The following is a 17991-nucleotide window of genomic DNA, read 5'->3' on the forward strand; positions in this document are numbered from 1 at the left end:
AGCTGTTTCACCGATGAAGGGTTCTCGTGGGGGTCACGCCGGGTTCTGTTAAGCGTTCTCGGAAGATCGCAGTACGGTGCGAAGCTGTGCAAGAAGCTGGTCGGCCCGAGCAAGCTCTTCAGGGGTGAGGGGGGTCTTCCCGAACCGTGCGCGGCAGTAAAACTGGGTCAACGTTTCGACCAATAAGCCGGCGTCATGTCTCTGTTGGCGGACACGTTGCGCGAACTCGATCGGAGCGATGCTCGTCGGTTTTACCAGTCCGTGGGTGCCAAGAAGATCGACCATTCGCTTGTAAAGCTGAATGGCCACACGCTGCTCGTCAGGGAGTTCTGCGCCGTTGCCGTGCCTCGATGGGATCGTCTGCCGAATCACTAGCACGAAGAAGGCGCCGCCCAGCGTCACCAGTGCGAGCATCGTTGCGAGTTGACCGAGGTCGGCCTGCCGTACAAGACGGCCGAGTCGAGTCATGGCGTTCGACAGCGGGTTCAACCAACCCGTGAGCGAGAGAGAAATCTTTGCTCGAAAAGAATCGCTGCTTTCCCGGATGCCCTGGACCACCGCGAGTTGATCGCTGGCGCTGTACTGCACGATCAGCCGATCCCATCGCAGTCGCATCGAGTCCATCATTCTCACGATCGCATGCCACCAGGGATCCGGAGCGCTTTCTCCGATCGTGGGGGTCGGGTCCGCGGTAATCCATCCGGAATGAGGGAAGAACACTTCCACCCATGCATGGGCGTCTTTCTGGCGCACCGTATAGTAATTGCCGAAACCGTTCCACTCGGTGGCCAGAAAGCCCGTGACCAATCGGGCCGGAACGCCGACCGCTCTCAGCAACACCACCATCGCTGTCGCATAGTGTTCGCAGTATCCCGTCTTACGCCTAAAAAGGAAGTCCTCCAACGGCTTCGCGGAGAGCGGTGAGCCGACATCCAGACTATATCGGTACTGTTCCAGAAGGTGGCGTTTGATCGCGATCATCTTTTTATAAGGGGTCTCGGCCTGTTCGGTCACGTGCGCGGCCAGTTCGGTCACCTGAGAGCCGATCGGCGGGAGTTGGAGAAAGTGAGTCCGAATAAAATCAGGATAGACGAAAGACCTTGCCGCCTTATCTTCGTCCGTCAACCGGTTGTCACGAGAGACCACGGTGTATTCGACTCTGGTTGGGGGTGGGGACGGCAGGTACAGGGCGCCCATGACATCCCCTTGGACAGTCAAGAATTCGCCGGTAATGAAATCGGGGAACGGGACGGTGAACAGCACCGCAGCGTCCAGCGGTTCGAGCAGGATGTTTTGCTGGAGCCCTTCCCTCTGCGAGCCATGCTTGGTTGACCGACCGAGCGAGCCGGGTACGCGAAATGTGCCCGGGGTGTTCTCGTGAAGAATACGGCGATGGGCGAAACTATTACTCCACGAACGGCCGTTGTAGCGATCGTAGGCAACTCCCCGAAGATATAACCGGTCCGTAGCCGGTCTCGATCGATCTGCCAACTCCACCCGCATGACGACACTGGTGTCCTGTTTGATCGAACCGAACACGCCGAGGTCCACCCTCTCGGAAAAGCCGGAAGTTTTCAACCCGTCGGTGCGGCCCTTGTGAAAGAATCCGGCCCCAATCCGTGGAATGGCGAAAAAAATGGCTAACGTGAGGCAGAACGCGCTCATGGCGATGGCATTTGTGGTCCAGAAAAATCGCGGGGTGATACGGCCCCCCGCGCGCAACGACTCGGCGATTCCGATCCGATGAGGCGTGGCGGAGCCTGCCTCTTCGGTTTCCTTGGTCAGGTGATACAGCAGCAATGTCCAGACGGCTGTGAGAAGATAAGCGAAAAAGACCGTGGCGTACCACACTTCCGTGGTGAGTGCTGCGGAGGCGAGAATAGCCATCAAACTAATGGCGTACAGGTGTAGGAAATCGCGGCGTTGGTGCAGGTTGAACAATTTGTTGACCAGGAGGGCGATCAGAAAGTGGACCCCGGCGGGCAGAAGGTCCTGGGAAATCCACAGCAGATCGATCCAAAAGCCCGCGAAGGCCAGGACCAAAAGCGTGTTCCATGTGGCGGAGGAAAAGTTGATGAACGAGCCACCCCATTCCTCCGGGCACCAACCGAGTTGGAACAGTCGGGCGACCAACGCGATGCCGCCAAGAGCGAGGATCCAGACAGACAATCCCGTCGCTAGGGTCAAGCCGCAAAACGCGGCGGCCGCAAGCAGGACAGAGCTAAGCCGGAATGCCTGATCGAGCTTCATGGCCCATGTCCTGATATTCGGTCATGTCGACCCAACGCGTCACATGTCGACACGCGTGAATGATCCCCTGGTCCGGCCAGGGCAAGATCGCGATCGAGCAGTCGGTGAGCTCGCTGATAGCGAGCACTTGATTGAACGTGTCTCGGACCGGCTCGGCTACCGCGGGCTCCACCATCCCGCACAAGGCCAGCGCGTGCAGGATCGAGTAAAGCTGATGTTCCCCTGAAGCCGGAGGAATCTCTCGGTCTCCGATGAGTGCCTGCAGTGCGAATCCGCGATCGTGAAAAAACACGGCAAGAGAAGCTGCTAAGATGACGGCCTGCTCGAAGCTCTCATGCTGCCGTTGCGGTGCAACGGTCGACAGCGCAAGCGTGATGCGGCGTTGGTCTTCTGCTTCCGTCTCGCGAACGATCAGCTTGGACGTGCGAGCCGTGGTCATCCAATGGATCGCGCGCGAATCATCGCCCGGCTGATACAGTCGGAGATTGTACAGATCGACCCCTTGCCCGCGGCGGGGTATCGCCAGTTCATGTCCCTCCGCGACCAACTCCCGGACTAGGTGCTCGGGGACCGGTTTGATTTCCGGGCACACGATGACGGTCGTTTCGAGGGGAACGAAGGCGCTTTTCAAAAACAAGCCAAAGGGGAACGGCGTCATCACCTTGAGTCCTTCGACCCGATGCAGCCCTCGGCGCGTGACCACCAGCGGATAGGAGAGGTGAACGGATGATCGCGGGCCCAGGTGCGGGATGTGAACCCCCCGTTCGATGACAGCGCCGTCCACCACGTCCGCGATGCGGAGAGAAAAACTGGGCAACCACGGCTTGCGATTGACCACCGACAGTTCCGCGGTGGCCGGTTGCTTGGCGATGAGGTAATCGGGCACTCGCCGCCTGAACTCGAGCCGTCTGAGGCACTGTTCCGATAGGATGCCCGAGATCACAATCAAGCTGAGCATCATCGCAAGCAGCAAATAGAAAAGGTTGTTGCCGGTGTTGATGGCGGCCACACCGACCGCCAAAGTGAACAGTACGAAGCGGGTTCCCTCGCCCGTCAGCCGGACCGAGCGGTGAGAGAAGAATTGGCGCAAGAACCTCCTGAACTGAGAATGGCCGGCTGAGGGCAGACTGTTTTCAGAGGAAGGCATCTCTGAACTTGGAACTTGGCCGACGTGGAAGCGCACGTGGCCCTTATAAGGGAACGGGAACGGTCTCCAAGATATCAAGAATCACTTGCTCTGCCCGGTCGACACCCTTGCCCCTAATGGCGTGCCCGTGCTTCAGCATAACCCGATGGGACAACACGATGGGGGCCATCTCTTTAATGTCGTCTGGTACACAGTAGTCGCGGTTACGGACCAAGGCCAGCGCCTTGGCGGCCTTACAGAGAGCCATCGCACCTCGGGTGCTGACGCCCAGGGCCAATACTTCGGTGCGGCGCGTAGCCAAGACGATTGCGAGGAGATATTCCATCAGGCTTTCATCAAGTCGGACCTTTTCCACGCGGCTCTGGAGAGCTAGGACCTCCGCCCCGGTCATTACCGGTTGCAAGTCTTCAGCGGGATGCAGCGAGTGAGGACGGTCGAGGACTTTTTTCTCCTCCTCCGGAGACGGATACCCGATCCGGATGCGCATGAGAAACCGATCAAGTTGGGACTCGGGAAGAGGAAAGGTACCGTGGTATTCAGAAGGATTTTGGGTGGCGATCACCATAAACGGCTGACGCAACGGATAGGTCTGGCTATCCACCGAGACTTGGGCCTCGCTCATCGCTTCTAGCAGACTGCTTTGCGTCTTGGGCGTTGTGCGGTTGATCTCGTCTGCCAAGACAATATTGGCGAAAATAGGCCCGGGCATGAACTCAAAGGCCTGTTTCTGCCGGTTGAACATCGAGATGCCGAGAATGTCCGACGGCAACAAGTCGCTGGTGAACTGGATCCGCTTGAACGAACAGTCGATTGAGCGGGCTAAACTATGCGCGAGAGTGGTTTTCCCTACTCCCGGGACATCTTCGATGAGCAAGTGCCCTCTCGCCAAAAGACACACCACCGCCCTTTCTATCACCTGGGGTTTGCCCTTGATCACGCGCTCGACGTTGTCTTGGATGGAACGGATCGCCTTTGTCGCGTCCACGGTCGGGGTCTATCGGTGAAAATGGGCCAAGCGCAAGGATCGGCGGGACACTGGCGAAGTCTAGCAAAGGGTCTGGAGAGCGTCAATTTTCCGTCGATATTGCGCGGTCGTCGCGACGTTCCTCGGCAGTCGGTTCGTCGCGCTCCGCGGGCGCAGAGTGATGGTCTTCGACAGTCTCAGGGACAAGGATCATGAACCAGGGAGGCGCTTCTTGAGTCATGCGGTGAAAGAGTCGCGCCGTGCTGCTGGCCGGGATGCCTGGAAAGACGGCGCCGCGTCTGACCTCAACGTACCTGAATCGAAACGCTGGTCCGTGTTCGCGGGTCCCGGCGAGAACGCGCGGGATGTCGGTCCGGAGATTCGTCACGTCGTTCAGTACCGCCGAGCCGCCGACCGGCAGTTCCTCCAAACGACGATAGACGGGACCGAAAAGATCCGCCAGCAGAGTCGGTGTCAGGATCTGCTCGACTGGCCGAACGACTGGATCGGCGACAAGCTGGGACAAAAGTTCCCAGAAAACCTGTGTATCCACCGCGCCTAGGACCGCGAGCAGCCCGTGGCGAGCCACAAGGTTCAGTAAGGCGAGCGGCCCACGGATGTCGAATTTCCAGGGAGGGAACAACAACGTCCGACCTTCGTGCCGGACTTCCAGCGCAGTTTCTCCGTCAACTTCGACCATCCGGAACGTTCCCTTGGTCCGTCGCAGGTCCGCCTCGATCACTGCACGCGACAACCTGGTCGGTTCATAGGCGAAGGTTGGGGTCGCCGGCGCCCAACACGTCACCACGGTGTAGCGGGAGGCGATCTCCCCCGTCTGTTCCAGAGGTTCGAGGGCGAACATGTCCTGACCGCCGAAAAAGCTGAACTGGATCAGATCTAGATGTTTCAGCCGTTCAAGCCGATCTTGACGGGCATGCAGCGGGCCTCCCAGTTTGGAGCCGGGCTGGAGGCGGTCCAGGCAATGGAGAACGAGCGGCTTCTTTGTTTTTCGAAAGTGCGGGAGATAGTGATCGACCAGTTCCTCCGCGAAGGACAAATCGCCGGCTCCCAGGTCGAGGAGCGAGGCTACATCGGCTTCGAGCAACAGATCGAACGGGTTGCGGTGGGTACGCACCAGATGTTCGACTTGAAGGGGTGTCCAGATTGAGACCGGCAAAACGGATCGAGCTGCATCCATTCCGCCGAAGAGAAGACTGAGGGCTCGGATCGCCTTGGTCGGGGGCAGCCCGGTGAGATTTTTCAACCGCTCTCCGGGCAGGTCTTGGATCCGGTCGGCATGGCCTGAGCGAATGGCCGACAGGAGAGCCGCTTTCATATCCTCCGCCAGGGAAGCCTCCCGAAGCGCGACGCTCAACCGATTCAACGTCTGGCGCACATGCGCAGGCTCGACGAGACGGCGGGAAGCCCGCCATCGTTCTTCATCGGTGTTCCGGACGCGTTCGAGCCGGATGCGCAAATCGGCAAGCGACTGGGGATCGACACCCATAATGATAACGGCGGGCGAGCGGCGACCTTCTCGATTGTTTGCACCGCCGGAGCATAACGGCCGCGCTTCTTTTCCGTCAAGGCTCGCCTCCTTGCCGTGGGGCCGTGCGTATGCTAGGTAAGACCGCGATGACCGTCCAGCCTTTCTGCATGAGATGCCACCCGTTCGTCCGATGGTTGTGGCTCGGTGCGATCTTCTCCATCGCGGTTGCCCAACCCGTCCCTGCGAACAGCGCTGCAGAGTTTCCGCCATCTTCCTCGTTGCCAGCCGACAAAACGGGATCGTTTCGCGAGTGGCAACTGCTAGAAGCTCGGACCGGACGCGCGGTCTCGTTGGAGGAGTGGTTCGATTCCCTCGCTTCCTGGGACGTGATCTATCTCGGGGAAGAACACCACAATCGGTTTCATGTTGAGGCGGCTCTTCGGGTCTTGGAGGCGCTGATCGCCAAAGGACGGAAACCCGTTCTGGCCATCGAGATGTTCGGCTGGGACGGCCAGGCCGGCCTGGATCGGTATCTTGCAGAGTCGAACATGACCAAATCGGAATTTCTGGAGGCGGTCCGCTGGCGCCAAAACTGGGGTGGCGCGTACGAGGATTACGAACCTTTGATCACATTCGCCCGGGAGCATCAGCTGCCTGTGCGCGCGCTGAACCCCCCGCGCTCACTCGTCCGCCAGGTGGCGAAGCACGGATTGGCGGGGGTCCGGACCGATCCGGAGATGGCAAGATGGGGGATGGCGCAGGAAGAAATCGTCGACGATGCAGCGTATCGGGAGAAGATCGTGCGACAACTTCGGCTTTGTCATGAAGGCGGATCCGACGCGGCCTATCAAGGCATGTACGAGGCGTCCATGTTCCGCGACGAAGCCATGGCCAAAACCATCGTTGAAGCTCTGCGGACGTTTCGCATCGGCCCGGGTTCTCCGATGGGGCCGATCCTCAGTTATACCGGCGGCGGCCACATCCAGTATCAGTTGCCGGTGCCGAAACGAGTCATGCGGCGGGTCTCCGAAGGGGTTCGACAACTGACCGTGTATCTCAGTTCTTTTCACGCCGATCACCGGGATGAAATTCAGGAGCTGCTCAAAGACGGCATTGCGGACTATATCTGGTTGACTCCCATGGGGTTGCAAGGCCCACCTCGCCGATGCCGTTGAGATGAGAGGGTGAGCGCGGCGAGACGAGATCGAGGTTGAGAGGAGGACATCATGCCGGATCCAATCGTGATTGCCCAGCGCGGGCCCTATATCGTGGATGTGGGGCCTGGCATGGTCTATTGGTGTCGCTGCGGCCGATCGAAAACCCAACCGTATTGCGACGGCTCCCATACGGGGACCGATTTCTCACCGCTGGAAGTGACCTTTGCAGAGAGAAAGCAAGTGGCCTTTTGCGGTTGTAAACACACCAAGACCCCGCCGTTCTGTGATGGAACGCACTCCCGCTTACCGCTGATCGAGAAGGGCGAGAGCCGGGAGCGCTAAAGGGCGCCGCTTGCCGCTCGCGAACCATATGGCGTTGCTCGACGACGACCAACACGGACAAACCCCATCTCGGACCCTTCGCTTGTAGAACGGCTATGCCGCCGCCTGCCGGCATCTTCGGCGCGTCGATCCGGTCATGCGCGAGATCATTTCGCGTGTTGGCCCATGCAGGCTGATGCCGCGCCGGGACTACTTCGCGACCCTTTGCGATTCGATCATCTCCAACAACTTTCCCCTGAGGCAACGGAAACCATCTTCGATCGCTTTCTCGCGCTCTATCCCACCAGACGGCCGACGCCGCTGTCCGTCGCGAGGACTCCAATGTCCGTCCTCCAGACCGCTGGCTTGTCCAGGCAAAAGGCCGGGTACTTGAAAAATTTGGCCGCTGGCTTCCGAGATGGACGGATCACGCCGAGGCGACTCGCGCGGCAGTCCAACGAGGAAATCATCGCCTCACTCGTCTCGATCCGCGGAATCGGTCGATGGACGACTGAAATGTTTCTGATGTTTGCGCTCAACCGCTTGGATGTCCTGCCGGTGGACGACTTAGGCATCCGCAAAGCGTCCAACGACGCTACGGATTGCAAAGCCTGCCTGTGCCGACTAGACTTCGGAAAATCGGGCAAATCTGGCATCCCTATGAGACCACTGCCCGCTGGTATCTATAAATCTATGGAAGAACCTACGGTCCTGAAAAACCGGGGAGAGGTTGCGGTTATACGAGGCAGAAAGCGGCGAAGGTCCGTTGCGGCGAAGAGACTGCCAATTTCGTTGGGGAGCCCCCCCAATTGGCTAGTGGTATGGGGAAAGAACTTCGGTCATCATGAAACGCAATTTGTCGCTCAGGCTCCGCGGGTAGGGCAGGAACACATTGGAGAAACGCGGCGTCGGTCAGCAAAAAGGACGGATCGTTATGCGCAACCGCATTCCCTGTACCGCCGACCGCCTCAGCCTGCTCGATCCGCCCATGATTCAATCGGTTGTTGAGAGCACCGCCTTCCAGATCGGGCATCAATATGTCTCCGAGAACCGCGTCCGGATCGTCGAAGCCGATGAATCGCAAATTTCTTCCGCTGTCATCGGCAATTCAGGCCTTTATGAGCAAACGATCAAACTGAAGGATGGGCATCTGCTGACGAAATGTACCTGCACCCTGGTTGAAGAGCCCATGTGCCGGCATTGCGTCGCCGTGCTACTGGAGTATCACCGCTGGTCGCAACCTCGCACGGCTGCCAAGAGGCCCCGCGAGACACGTCCCCGCGAGACCCCCTACCCTGAAAGACCCCCCTCCGGCTCCGTGCCCGATATCAAACTCAGCGAGATCATGATCTTCATGGAATGGTTGCAGCCGGCGGTGCGGGCTCTGGAAAAAGGACAGGCGCTTCCTGAAGCGCCGACACTTGAAGCCGGCGAAGTTGCTTCCTGGATTCAGGCTATCAGGAACTTGGAAGACCGTCGACGGGAGAGCGAAGCGGTGCAATTGGCACTGGAAGCCGACATGCGGGACCGGGAGGCCTATGTCGGCCATCTTACCCATCAGCTCCAAATCTCGCTCGACGAGACCAAGTCCGCGCAGGCCGCTCGCAGGGAACTGCAGGAAGAATTGGCTTCTTACAAGACCATGCTCGCCCGAACGTTGGAGATCTCCAAAGAAATAGGACGCTTCGACGGGCAGATGAAAACCCTCGCCGGCGAACTCATGGAGAAAGGTTCACGGCTGGAAGCCTTGGCCGTCTCCTTCCAAGAGTTAGCGGCAGCGCTCAGAACTCTGGGAGGTCCGCCAGTCGGGTGATTTGTTCCAAGTCACAAGTCATTGTGAACGCTGGGAGAAGTTCTCGCTTTTCTCCCTCTGTGCATCTTCCCCTTGCGTCTACCCATGGGATTTCAGTACAATCGGCCCCGTTTTGTCCGGCTATTTCCGAACCACCCCGGGAGGTCACTTATGAACAATCTGATCAGCAGAGTTCTGATTGTCAGTGCGGTCATGGCCAGCAATGTCTCCTTGGCCCTCGCCAATGAGCCGAAGGGCGGGGCACCGGATTACAGTGGCATCTCCTATATGTATTACACACTCATCGCACTCGTATTGGGATACGGCGTCTACGATACGTTCTTCAAGAAATCCTGATCACGGTTCAGCGAACGGGTGATGAGCAAAAGGCCTCCGCGCCGTCGGGCGTGGGGGCTTTTTTGTTGTGCGACCGAAGTCATCGAGCCGGTCTCGGCTTCAGGAGGAGAGGCTCAATCGCCTGGAACACGTGCTCGGCGACCAGGCGATACCCCTCGCCTGTCGGATGGATGCCGTCGGCCTGGTTGAGAGTTGCGTCCGTCGCGACCCCTTCCAAGAAGAAGGGAATCAAGGTCAACCCGTAGGTTGTGGCCAGTTTCGGATAGATCGCTTCGAAACGCGCCGTATAGTCGGCTCCATAGTTCGGCGGCAATTTCATGCCCGCCAGCACGACGGGGACCTTTTCCGCTAGCAGGCGTCTTATGATCTGCTCCAGGTTCGACTGCGTCTCATCCACGTTCAACCCGCGCAATCCGTCATTGCCGCCCAATTCAAGGATCACGAGACTGGGTCTGCTGTTCAAAATCCAGGAGACGCGACGGAGCCCTCCCGCAGTCGTTTCTCCGCTCACCCCCGCGTTGATGACGCGATACCGGTAGCCGGCCGCATCGAGCCGCCGTTGCAAGTGGGAAGGATAGGAGTCCTCGGGTGCCACACCGAGGCCAGCAGTGAGACTGTCTCCAAACGCCACAATGCGAGGCCGGTCATCCGCGCTCGGATGGCGGGCATGTCCCGGCTGATCGGCACCGGCCGTTTCAGACTGTTCGGGCAACCTGTCGCGAGCGAGGCTGGACGGAGAATCCGGAGAAACCGAAGGCGGCTCCGGCCTCTGGTCGCAGCTGAACAACACGACGCCGGCGAGCAGATAGCCCAATGCGGCGACAACATGGTGCTGAAGAAAGCGGAGACCTGCGGAGCGGCACATCGTCATACAGTATAATAGATTCGTGCCGAAACCAGTGCCACGTCATCGGAGACGAAAGCGCCAGGAATGATCTCGATCAGTCGCCTCACCATGCGGCTCTCCGCCGGAGGCCGCTCAGTAACCATCCTCGACGACATCACCCTTGACATTCCAGACAAGCAACGGGTCGCAATTATCGGGCCGTCTGGCAGCGGGAAGTCCACCTTGCTGGGACTGATCGCCGGGTTGGACCGGCCGACGGCTGGCTCGATCCGCCTCGATGGTCGGGAGATCACCTCGATGTCGGAGCGCGCGATGGCTCGCTTCCGGCGCGAAAAGATCGGGTACATCTTTCAGTCCTTTCATCTAATCCCAACCTTAACGGCGCTGGAAAACGTTGCGGTGCCCCTCGAGTTGAACGGAGACGCCCAGGCGAAGAAGCGGGCCGCGGAATTGCTGGCGGCCGTCGGGCTGGAAGAGCGTCAGTCTCATTATCCGGCGCAACTGTCCGGCGGCGAGCAGCAGCGGGTAGCGGTGGCGAGAGCCTTCGCCTGCCGACCGCCCATCCTGCTCGCCGATGAACCCACCGGCAACCTCGACTCGGCGGCGGGCCAGCAGGTTATCGATCTGTTGTTAGGGTTGCACCGAGACCACGGTGCCACTCTTGTCTTTGTCACCCACGATCCGATGCTCGCGTCCTACATGGAGCGCATTGTCGGCCTGCGCGATGGCCGAATCGAGTCCGATCGTCTCATCGCCCCGTCGGGAGGAACAGTGGAGAGGGAGTCGTGACCTCCTTCGCGGTGAAGATGGCCTGGCGCGAGACGCGGGCCGCCTGGCGGCATTTTTTCTATTTCTTCGTCTGCATCGCGCTCGGTGTGAGCGCCCTAGTCAGTGTGGGGCTGTTCGCCGCGAACGTCGAGCGGGCCGTTACGCGCGAGGCCCGAGGGCTGCTCGGCGGCGATCTGGAAGTGCGGACGTCGAGGCCCATGAGCGAAGCCGGGGAGCGGGTCCTTCGCTCGCTTGCGTCGCGCGGCATCCTCATGACCCATGTGAGCGAATTGGTCGCAATGGCGGCGGCGGTGAACGACGGCCAGGCCCGATCCGGCCCAACGACGCAACTCGTCGAGTTGAAGGCCGTGGAACCTGGCTATCCGCTCTACGGAACAGTGAAGGCGGACCCGGATCGACCGCTGTCGAGCCTGCTCATGTCGATCAGGACCGGCTGCGCGGCGCCGTTTTGTTATGGGGCCCTCGTGCAGGAATCGTTGCTGATCCGAATGGGCCTCTCGGTTGGAGACCATCTGAAGATCGGACAGGCGACGTTCCTCGTCGCCGGAGTGATTCGGAAGGAACCGGATCGGATAGTCAACGCCTTCAGTCTTGGCCCCCGTGTGATGATCTCGCGCGAAGGGTTGGCGGCGGCGGAACTGGTCAAACCGGGAAGCCGCGTCCGCGAACGCTATTTGCTGAAGGTGCCGCCCGAGATGCCAATCCCGCCTCTGCTCGACGAGTTGCGGGGACGGCTGGCGGGAGAAATGGTTAGGGTGTCCAGCTACCGCGAGGCGCAGCCGCAGCTCAAGCAATTCTTGGAACAACTCGCCCGGTATCTGGGCTTGGTCGGGTTGACCGCTCTGTTCGTGGGTGGGATCAGCGTCGCCACGTCCGTGCAAGCGTTTCTCCGGGAAAAACTGCAAACGATTGCGATTCTGAAAACGTTAGGCGCCGACTCCGCCACCGTGGTGAAGACCTACCTCGGGCAGGCCGCGTTTCTGGGCGTATTGGGGAGCGTGACTGGCGCGGGACTGGGTGTTGCGCTCCAAGATCTGCTTCCAGATTTCATCGCCGGACTGTTCGCCACCAACGTGCTGGAGCAGATCGCGTTTTCGTCCGAGCTTTCGAGGTCCTCCTGGCTGCCGCTCTTCAACGGGATGAGTCTGGGGCTCCTGACGACGGTATTGTTCAGCGTTTGGCCGCTGCTCGGCATCCGCGAGATCCGGCCCGCGCTGATTCTCCGGCGCGAGGTCGCAGGGTCCGAAGGCGCTCCACTCGCTGGTGCGGCGCACCAGTGGAAACACTGGCGATGGAGAGTCGGTGCGGACGATCCAGTGCGAGCGATCACCGCGATCTCCATCGCAGCCGGGCTGGCCGGGCTCTCCATGTGGCAGGCCGGCTCGTGGAAGGTCGGACTGGTATTTTTGGGCGCGTTGGTTTTGGCGATTGTCCTGTTGTCGCTGGCGGCTGCGGCGCTGGTCCATGCGATCCGTTGGGTGCCGACGCCTCGATCTCTCGCAGTGCGCTACGGCATCGGCAATCTCTATCGGCCCGGTTCCCATGCGACCGGTATCGTGGTTTCGGTCGGCATCGGCGTGATGGTCATCATGGCGGTCGGGCTGTTGGAGCGTTCGCTGATCCGACAACTCGGAGAGAATCGGCCGGAGGACGCCCCGACGTTCTTTTTCATCGACATTCAGCCTGACCAGGCTGACGGATTCGTCCGATTGCTGCATGAACGAACCGGTGACCTCAACCCGCAGCTCACGCCGCTGGTGCGCTCCCGCTTGGCTGCGATCAACGGACGACCGGTAAAGATCGAGGAAGGCGGCGAGGAGGAGCGGGACAAGCCCCGGGACAAGCGCAAGAGTTGGTACTTCACCCGCGAATACGTGCTCACGTTTCTGGATCAATTACCTAAAGACAACGAGGTCGTCAAAGGCAAGTGGTGGAAACCGGGCCAAGTGTCCAGCAAAACGCTGGTGTCGGTGGAGGAAGAAGCGGCGCGGAACCTCGGGCTGGATGTGGGCTCGGTCGTGGAGTTTGAGATTCAGGGGGCAACGGTCTCGGCGGAGGTGAGCAGCATTCGGAAAGTCGATTGGGGAAACTTCTCGACCAATTTCTACATGATCCTGTCACCTGGCTCGCTCGAGGGAGTGCCGGTTACCTACGTCGCCACGGCCCGCGTGCCGCCACAAGACGAAATCCCGTTGCAGCAGGCCGTGGTGGCCGCCTTTCCCAATGTCACAGCTATCAATATCGGCGACGTGCTGGACAGTTTCGCCCGTCTCCTGGATCGTCTTTCCCTGGCCATCCGGGCCGTGGCGGCGTTTTGCATCCTGGCCGGCGCGCTGGTGATGGCAGCGGCGCTGGCAGCGACCCGGTATCGGCGCCTGTATGAGTCAGTCATCCTCAAAGCCCTGGGAGCGACACGCGGTCTCATTGCCCGGTCGTTCGCGACGGAGTATGCGCTTCTCGGTGCGATCGCGGGCGTGATCGGCATCGCCTTGGCCAGCGCGCTTTCGTGGGCCGTGCTGTATTTCATCCTAGACCTACCGTGGTCTTTCCAGCCTGGTGTCCTGACGGTCGGCTTCCTCTTGACCGTCGCCCTCAACGTGACGGTCGGTTTCCTCGCAACCTTCCGCATCCTCGGCCGGCGCCCACTGGCCGTGCTGAGACAGGAGTAATACGGAAGATCGGTGGATGGGCGCCCGCAGTGACAGATCAGCGCTGGCGCTCGTCGAGGCGGGAGCCAGAAAGCTGGGGTTCGAGCAACTGCCTCAGGCGGCGCTCTTCGTCCCGATAGACCGTCACAAAGCGGAGTCCAATCGCGTTTCCCGCCCGCAAGCGCATGACCGCGCCATCAATGGTGATCGGCAGGTTATACGGCGACGGCTGGAACTCGAGCCGCAGGCTCACCCCTTTGGGAATCGGGGTGGCGCTCCGAATGCAACAACCCCTAATGGACAGGTTGGTGATCGTGCCTGGGTACCTCAGGCTTTTCGATGAGCGCATGAAACTCGATTGGAACCCGACCGGATACTGGACAGCCACTCGCTCGTAGCTCCGCCGGGGTTTGGGCTGGGCCGGCCGAGAAATGATCGGAAGCAATACGTACAGAGTTGGCAGCGGATAGGGGTAGATGGTGACGGTTCCGAGCCGTCGATCCAGGAGAGTCCGCCGAGGGGCCAACCGGATTTTCGAAGTCCCGCACCGGGGACCGCTTGGCCAGCATACAGGGTGGCTTCTTGACAGGGTGCAGCCTGAATGGAGCAAGGTATGACAACGACAGACCCCGACGTTACAGGAACTCGACAGTCCCACGCAAGCCCCACTCAAGGATGGATACTGACGCTTTGACGGGGCAGGAAACTCGACGGCACGGCTTCCGGATGTCTCCGGGTCAGGGCATATCGTTATCCAGTCTCAGTTGGGAACAATGCGGAAGAGTCCGCCCTGAATGGTCATGACATACAGCTCACTTGCCGTGTCTTTCCCGAAGCTCGCGATGTTGCCAGTTGGTCGAAGCGCTATCCAATCGGCATGCCCAGTGACCTGTCCGTTCACAAATCGAAAGCTGCGCATAAAGCCGGCCAAAAGTCGGCATAGAAATAGGTGCCTTGAAGGTTTGGAATGGCTTGCCCTTGGTAGACATACCCTCCCGTAATGGAACAGCCGGTGTTTCGTTCTAAGTGCACCACAGTCCCCACCTCCGCAGGCGGATAGCGACAGGACTGCGAGACCCGCAGCGACGGTGCTGGCCAGTGTAAGCCGGGACATTCGGTTCGTCCCCGAAAGGGTGGAGGCCGTCGAACAGGGTTCTCTGCGGGAGCCTACCGGACTACCGAGCTTTCTTCAGATACCGAGCGAAGAGCCAGTCCAGAAAGGTTTTCGCAAAATCCGGATCGTCGGTGATCTGTTTGTAGAACTTGAAATTCGTGTCGATCATTTCCTGAAGCTTGTCGTTCACGATGTGGTCGAATGTCAACCTTGCATTATCCGGCGTGTTCACTTCGACAGCCTTGGCCAAGGCTTCGTTTCCGGAAAGCTTGGCCTCAAGCTGCTCGATGAAGACCCTGTCTTTCTCGGTGAAATTGGTTCCAAATCGCTCGTTCAGTTCACGAATGATCTGCGAGAGGGCCTCGAGCTCGTCGGCCAGCGGCATCTCGACATCTTTGGCCTTGATCGGTTCAAGCTCGGCCGTTCCCCGCTTGAGCCTGATGCCGCCGCTGCCGGTCTGTTGAACCCGATACGATTCCACATCGATCTGTTGCTGAATCTCGACCGGGAGTCGTTCTCGAGTCACCGGTAGCTTGCGGAGGAGCAAGCGGCCGAAGACATACAGCTTTTCCAGTTCGGCGTCCGCGAACGTGATGATCTGGGAGAGGAAGGCATACAGACTGACAAAGTCGTTGAGCTGCCCTCGAAACGGCACCCGCTCCTCGTCGCTGGCAGCCAGATACCGATCGACAGCCGGCTGCAATGCTGCGTGCAAACGATCCTGCGTGCCCTTCGGATCGAAGTAAACCATCGCGAACCGGTTGACCTCGTCCGTGGTGTAGAAATGAAAATCGGCCAGACGGGTCTGTAGATCGTAGAGAATGTTCGGGTCGGTGCCTTCCTTCAAGAGCGTCCGATCGTAATAGGGCTCAAAAGCCTTTTGGATGTCATCCGCCTCGTTGACGAAGTCCAGCACAAATGTCTCCTCTTTCCCAGGGGCCACCCGATTCAGCCGCGCGAGCGTCTGCACGGCATTGACGCCGCCGAGTTTCTTATCCACGTACATCGTGTGCAGCAACGGCTGATCGAAGCCGGTCTGGAATTTGTAGGCCACGATCATGATTCGGTATTCGTCGTGCTTGAACGTTTCAGCCGTCTGGGCCTCCGGAAAGCCGTTCATGCTCGCTTCGGTGTAATCAGCGCCGCCGTCACGGACTGTCCCTGAAAACGCCACAAGCGCCTTGAACCCGTAGCCCTTTTCTTTGAGATAACGATCCACGGCTTGCTTGTAGCGCACGGCGTGCAGGCGCGAGCGCGTCACGATCATCGCTTTGGCCTTGCCGTCGATCCGGTGGGCCACCTGGCCGACAAAGTGCTCCACCATGATGGCGACCTTCTTTTCGATCGCGTGGGGGTGGAGATCCACGAATGACTTCAGAAGATAGTTGGCCTTGTGTCGGTCGTAACGGGGATCCTCGGCAACGGTCTTGAGTAGGTTCCAGTAGGCCTTATAAGTCGTGTAGTTTTCGAGCACATCCAGGATAAACCCCTCCTCGATCGCCTGCCGCATGGTGTAGAGGCTGAAGGGCGCGAACCGCCCATCAGGCTGCTTCGAGCCGAACAGCTCGAGCGTCTTCGGTTTCGGCGTCGCCGTAAAGGCAAAGTAGCTGACATGAGGCAGTTGTCCACGCTTCTTGACCTCTCCGATGATCCGATCCTCAAGGTCCTCCCCTTCCTCTTGGTCTTCTTCCTCGGCGACTTCCAGGCTCCCAGCGGCGAGAACGAGTTTCAGGCTCTTGGTGCTCTCCCCGGTCTGCGAAGAATGGGCCTCGTCGATAATCACCGCGAAACGCTTGCCGGGAAGCGCGCCCATTTGATGGGCGATGACCGGAAACTTCTGGAGGGTCGTGACGATGATCGTCTTGCCGTCTTCCAGCGCCTGCTTGAGCTGCCGCGCGGTCGTGTCAATATTCTCCACCACACCGGCCGTTTGCTCAAACTGCCGAACGGTCCGTTGAAGCTGGCGGTCGAGGACGCGCCGATCCGTGATGACGATAATGGAGTCGAAGACCCGGCGATCCGATGCGTCATGAAGAATGCTGAGCTGGTGCGCCAGCCAAGCGATCGAGTTACTATTGCCGCTGCCGGCGCTGTGCTGGATCAGATACCGATGGCCGGGACCCGATTGTTTCGCCTCCCGCATTAAATTGCGAACTGTCTCAAGCTGATGGTAGCGCGGGAAAATCAGCGACCGCTCGCCCGTCTTGCGACCCTTGTCGTCCTCCTCCTCGACAACCTGAACAAAATGCTGGATCAGGTTCAGGACGCTATCCCGAGCCCAGATCCGCTCCCAGAGGTAAGACGTGGCAAACCCGCTCGCCACGGGCGGATTCCCCGCGCCGCCGTACCGGCCCTGATTGAACGGTAGGAATCGCGTCCTGACGCCCTGCAGGTGAGTGGTCACATACACCAGATCCGGATCAACCGCGAAGTGCGCCAGGCAGCGCCCGAAGGCGAAGAGGGGCTCCTTCGGATCGCGGGTGTGCTGATACTGCCGGATCGCATCTTGGAGGTTCTGTCCGGTGAGCGGATTCTTCAACTCGGCGGTGAAGATCGGCAGGCCGTTCAGGAACAGAACGAGATCGAGGCTCTTGTCGTTCTTTTCGCTGTATTTGATCTGGCGGGCGACGGCAAAGAGATTGGCCTTGTACAACTTCTCGACCTCTTCATTGAGCCCACTCGACGGACGGAAATAGGCCAGGCGGAACGAGCAGCCGTCCGACTTGATGCCCTTCCGTAGCACCTCCAACGTCCCGCGCGTCTTGACCTCGGACGCAAGCCGTTTCAGCAGTCGGTCCTTGGCTTCGGCGCCATGCTGCTTCGTGAATTTGTCCCATTCCTTCGGCTGGCTCGCGTAGATGAAATGAAGGACGCTTTCCGGAATCAGGCACAGCGCGCGGTCATACTCCTCGGGCTCAATCCGGCGATAGCCGCCCGGCGCGTTCTCGTACCACGCGCCGGGAAGACCGGCATACCCCTCCCCGCCTGTCGAAGAAGGCGCGGTGCCTTTGAGCAGCACGCGCTCGATGGTGGCTTCGAAGTTCTTTTCGGAGATGTCCACCATCAGGCGGGCCTTCCCTTCTTGTTCGGCCCCCACGGCCCGCCGGCCGGCCAAT

At 59.8% G+C, this 17991-nt stretch carries 14 protein-coding genes; 7 read left to right on the forward strand and 7 right to left on the reverse strand.

Annotation, left to right across the window (positions count from 1 at the left end; genetic code table 11):
* Positions 1-48 precede the first annotated feature (48 nt).
* From ACWHTU_RS01245 to ACWHTU_RS01260, 4 genes are all read right to left on the reverse strand, one after another.
* Complete coding sequence (locus ACWHTU_RS01245) at positions 49-2250, reverse strand: transglutaminase TgpA family protein (RefSeq protein WP_447861107.1); 2202 nt, start codon at positions 2248-2250, stop codon at positions 49-51.
* Positions 2222-3340: a DUF58 domain-containing protein gene (locus ACWHTU_RS01250; protein ID WP_447861108.1), complete on the reverse strand. Its 1119-nt coding sequence runs from the start codon at positions 3338-3340 to the stop codon at positions 2222-2224. Before ACWHTU_RS01250 ends, ACWHTU_RS01245 begins: the two co-directional genes overlap by 29 nt.
* 100 nt (positions 3341-3440) lie before the next feature.
* Positions 3441-4382 carry an AAA family ATPase gene (locus ACWHTU_RS01255; protein WP_447861109.1) on the reverse strand — a complete coding sequence of 314 codons (942 nt, stop codon included), beginning with the start codon at positions 4380-4382 and terminating at the stop codon, positions 3441-3443.
* Between the two features lie 82 nt (positions 4383-4464).
* Positions 4465-5868: a hypothetical protein gene (locus ACWHTU_RS01260; protein WP_447861110.1), complete on the reverse strand. Its 1404-nt coding sequence runs from the start codon at positions 5866-5868 to the stop codon at positions 4465-4467.
* Between the two features lie 149 nt (positions 5869-6017).
* Between ACWHTU_RS01260 and ACWHTU_RS01265 the strand changes: the two genes are divergently transcribed.
* From ACWHTU_RS01265 to ACWHTU_RS01285, 5 genes are all read left to right on the forward strand, one after another.
* Positions 6018-7025 (forward strand): ChaN family lipoprotein, encoded by a 1008-nt coding sequence (locus ACWHTU_RS01265; RefSeq protein ID WP_447861111.1) that lies wholly within the window; start codon positions 6018-6020, stop codon positions 7023-7025.
* Positions 7026-7076: 51 nt separating this feature from the next.
* Positions 7077-7349, forward strand: a complete 273-nt coding sequence (locus tag ACWHTU_RS01270) for a CDGSH iron-sulfur domain-containing protein (protein ID WP_447861112.1) — start codon at positions 7077-7079, stop codon at positions 7347-7349.
* Positions 7350-7514: 165 nt separating this feature from the next.
* Positions 7515-8336 carry a DNA-3-methyladenine glycosylase family protein gene (locus tag ACWHTU_RS01275; protein ID WP_447861113.1) on the forward strand — a complete coding sequence of 274 codons (822 nt, stop codon included), beginning with the start codon at positions 7515-7517 and terminating at the stop codon, positions 8334-8336.
* Positions 8263-9141 (forward strand): SWIM zinc finger family protein, encoded by an 879-nt coding sequence (locus ACWHTU_RS01280; RefSeq protein WP_447861114.1) that lies wholly within the window; start codon positions 8263-8265, stop codon positions 9139-9141. Before ACWHTU_RS01275 ends, ACWHTU_RS01280 begins: the two co-directional genes overlap by 74 nt.
* A 150-nt stretch (positions 9142-9291) precedes the next feature.
* Positions 9292-9477 carry a hypothetical protein gene (locus tag ACWHTU_RS01285; RefSeq protein WP_447861115.1) on the forward strand — a complete coding sequence of 62 codons (186 nt, stop codon included), beginning with the start codon at positions 9292-9294 and terminating at the stop codon, positions 9475-9477.
* 79 nt (positions 9478-9556) lie between these two features.
* Here ACWHTU_RS01285 and ACWHTU_RS01290 read toward each other — a convergent pair whose 3' ends face one another.
* Entirely contained in the window at positions 9557-10342 is a 786-nt protein-coding gene (locus ACWHTU_RS01290; RefSeq protein ID WP_447861116.1) for an arylesterase, read from the reverse strand.
* Positions 10343-10408: 66 nt separating this feature from the next.
* On the opposite strand from ACWHTU_RS01290, the gene ACWHTU_RS01295 reads away from it, so the two are divergent.
* Both ACWHTU_RS01295 and ACWHTU_RS01300 read left to right on the forward strand, forming a co-directional pair.
* Positions 10409-11113 carry an ABC transporter ATP-binding protein gene (locus ACWHTU_RS01295; RefSeq protein WP_447861117.1) on the forward strand — a complete coding sequence of 235 codons (705 nt, stop codon included), beginning with the start codon at positions 10409-10411 and terminating at the stop codon, positions 11111-11113.
* Complete coding sequence (locus tag ACWHTU_RS01300) at positions 11110-13782, forward strand: ABC transporter permease (RefSeq protein ID WP_447861118.1); 2673 nt, start codon at positions 11110-11112, stop codon at positions 13780-13782. Before ACWHTU_RS01295 ends, ACWHTU_RS01300 begins: the two co-directional genes overlap by 4 nt.
* 37 nt (positions 13783-13819) lie before the next feature.
* Here ACWHTU_RS01300 and ACWHTU_RS01305 read toward each other — a convergent pair whose 3' ends face one another.
* Positions 13820-14287 (reverse strand): PilZ domain-containing protein, encoded by a 468-nt coding sequence (locus tag ACWHTU_RS01305; protein WP_447861119.1) that lies wholly within the window; start codon positions 14285-14287, stop codon positions 13820-13822.
* 649 nt (positions 14288-14936) lie between these two features.
* Complete coding sequence (locus tag ACWHTU_RS01310) at positions 14937-17939, reverse strand: type I restriction endonuclease subunit R (RefSeq protein ID WP_447861120.1); 3003 nt, start codon at positions 17937-17939, stop codon at positions 14937-14939.
* Positions 17940-17991 lie beyond the last annotated feature (52 nt).

Source organism: Nitrospira calida, assembly GCF_976986435.1.

Bases quoted from the DNA above. Each gene is read 5' to 3' on its own strand.
- ACWHTU_RS01245 (WP_447861107.1), bottom strand. From the start codon at position 2,250: ATGAAGCTCGATCAGGCATTCCGGCTTAGCTCTGTCCTGCTTGCGGCC.
- ACWHTU_RS01260 (WP_447861110.1), bottom strand. From the start codon at position 5,868: ATGGGTGTCGATCCCCAGTCGCTTGCCGATTTGCGCATCCGGCTCGAA.
- ACWHTU_RS01265 (WP_447861111.1), top strand. From the start codon at position 6,018: ATGAGATGCCACCCGTTCGTCCGATGGTTGTGGCTCGGTGCGATCTTC.
- ACWHTU_RS01270 (WP_447861112.1), top strand. From the start codon at position 7,077: ATGCCGGATCCAATCGTGATTGCCCAGCGCGGGCCCTATATCGTGGAT.
- ACWHTU_RS01275 (WP_447861113.1), top strand. From the start codon at position 7,515: ATGCAGGCTGATGCCGCGCCGGGACTACTTCGCGACCCTTTGCGATTC.
- ACWHTU_RS01280 (WP_447861114.1), top strand. From the start codon at position 8,263: ATGCGCAACCGCATTCCCTGTACCGCCGACCGCCTCAGCCTGCTCGAT.
- ACWHTU_RS01285 (WP_447861115.1), top strand. From the start codon at position 9,292: ATGAACAATCTGATCAGCAGAGTTCTGATTGTCAGTGCGGTCATGGCC.
- ACWHTU_RS01290 (WP_447861116.1), bottom strand. From the start codon at position 10,342: ATGTGCCGCTCCGCAGGTCTCCGCTTTCTTCAGCACCATGTTGTCGCC.
- ACWHTU_RS01295 (WP_447861117.1), top strand. From the start codon at position 10,409: ATGATCTCGATCAGTCGCCTCACCATGCGGCTCTCCGCCGGAGGCCGC.
- ACWHTU_RS01310 (WP_447861120.1), bottom strand. From the start codon at position 17,939: ATGGTGGACATCTCCGAAAAGAACTTCGAAGCCACCATCGAGCGCGTG.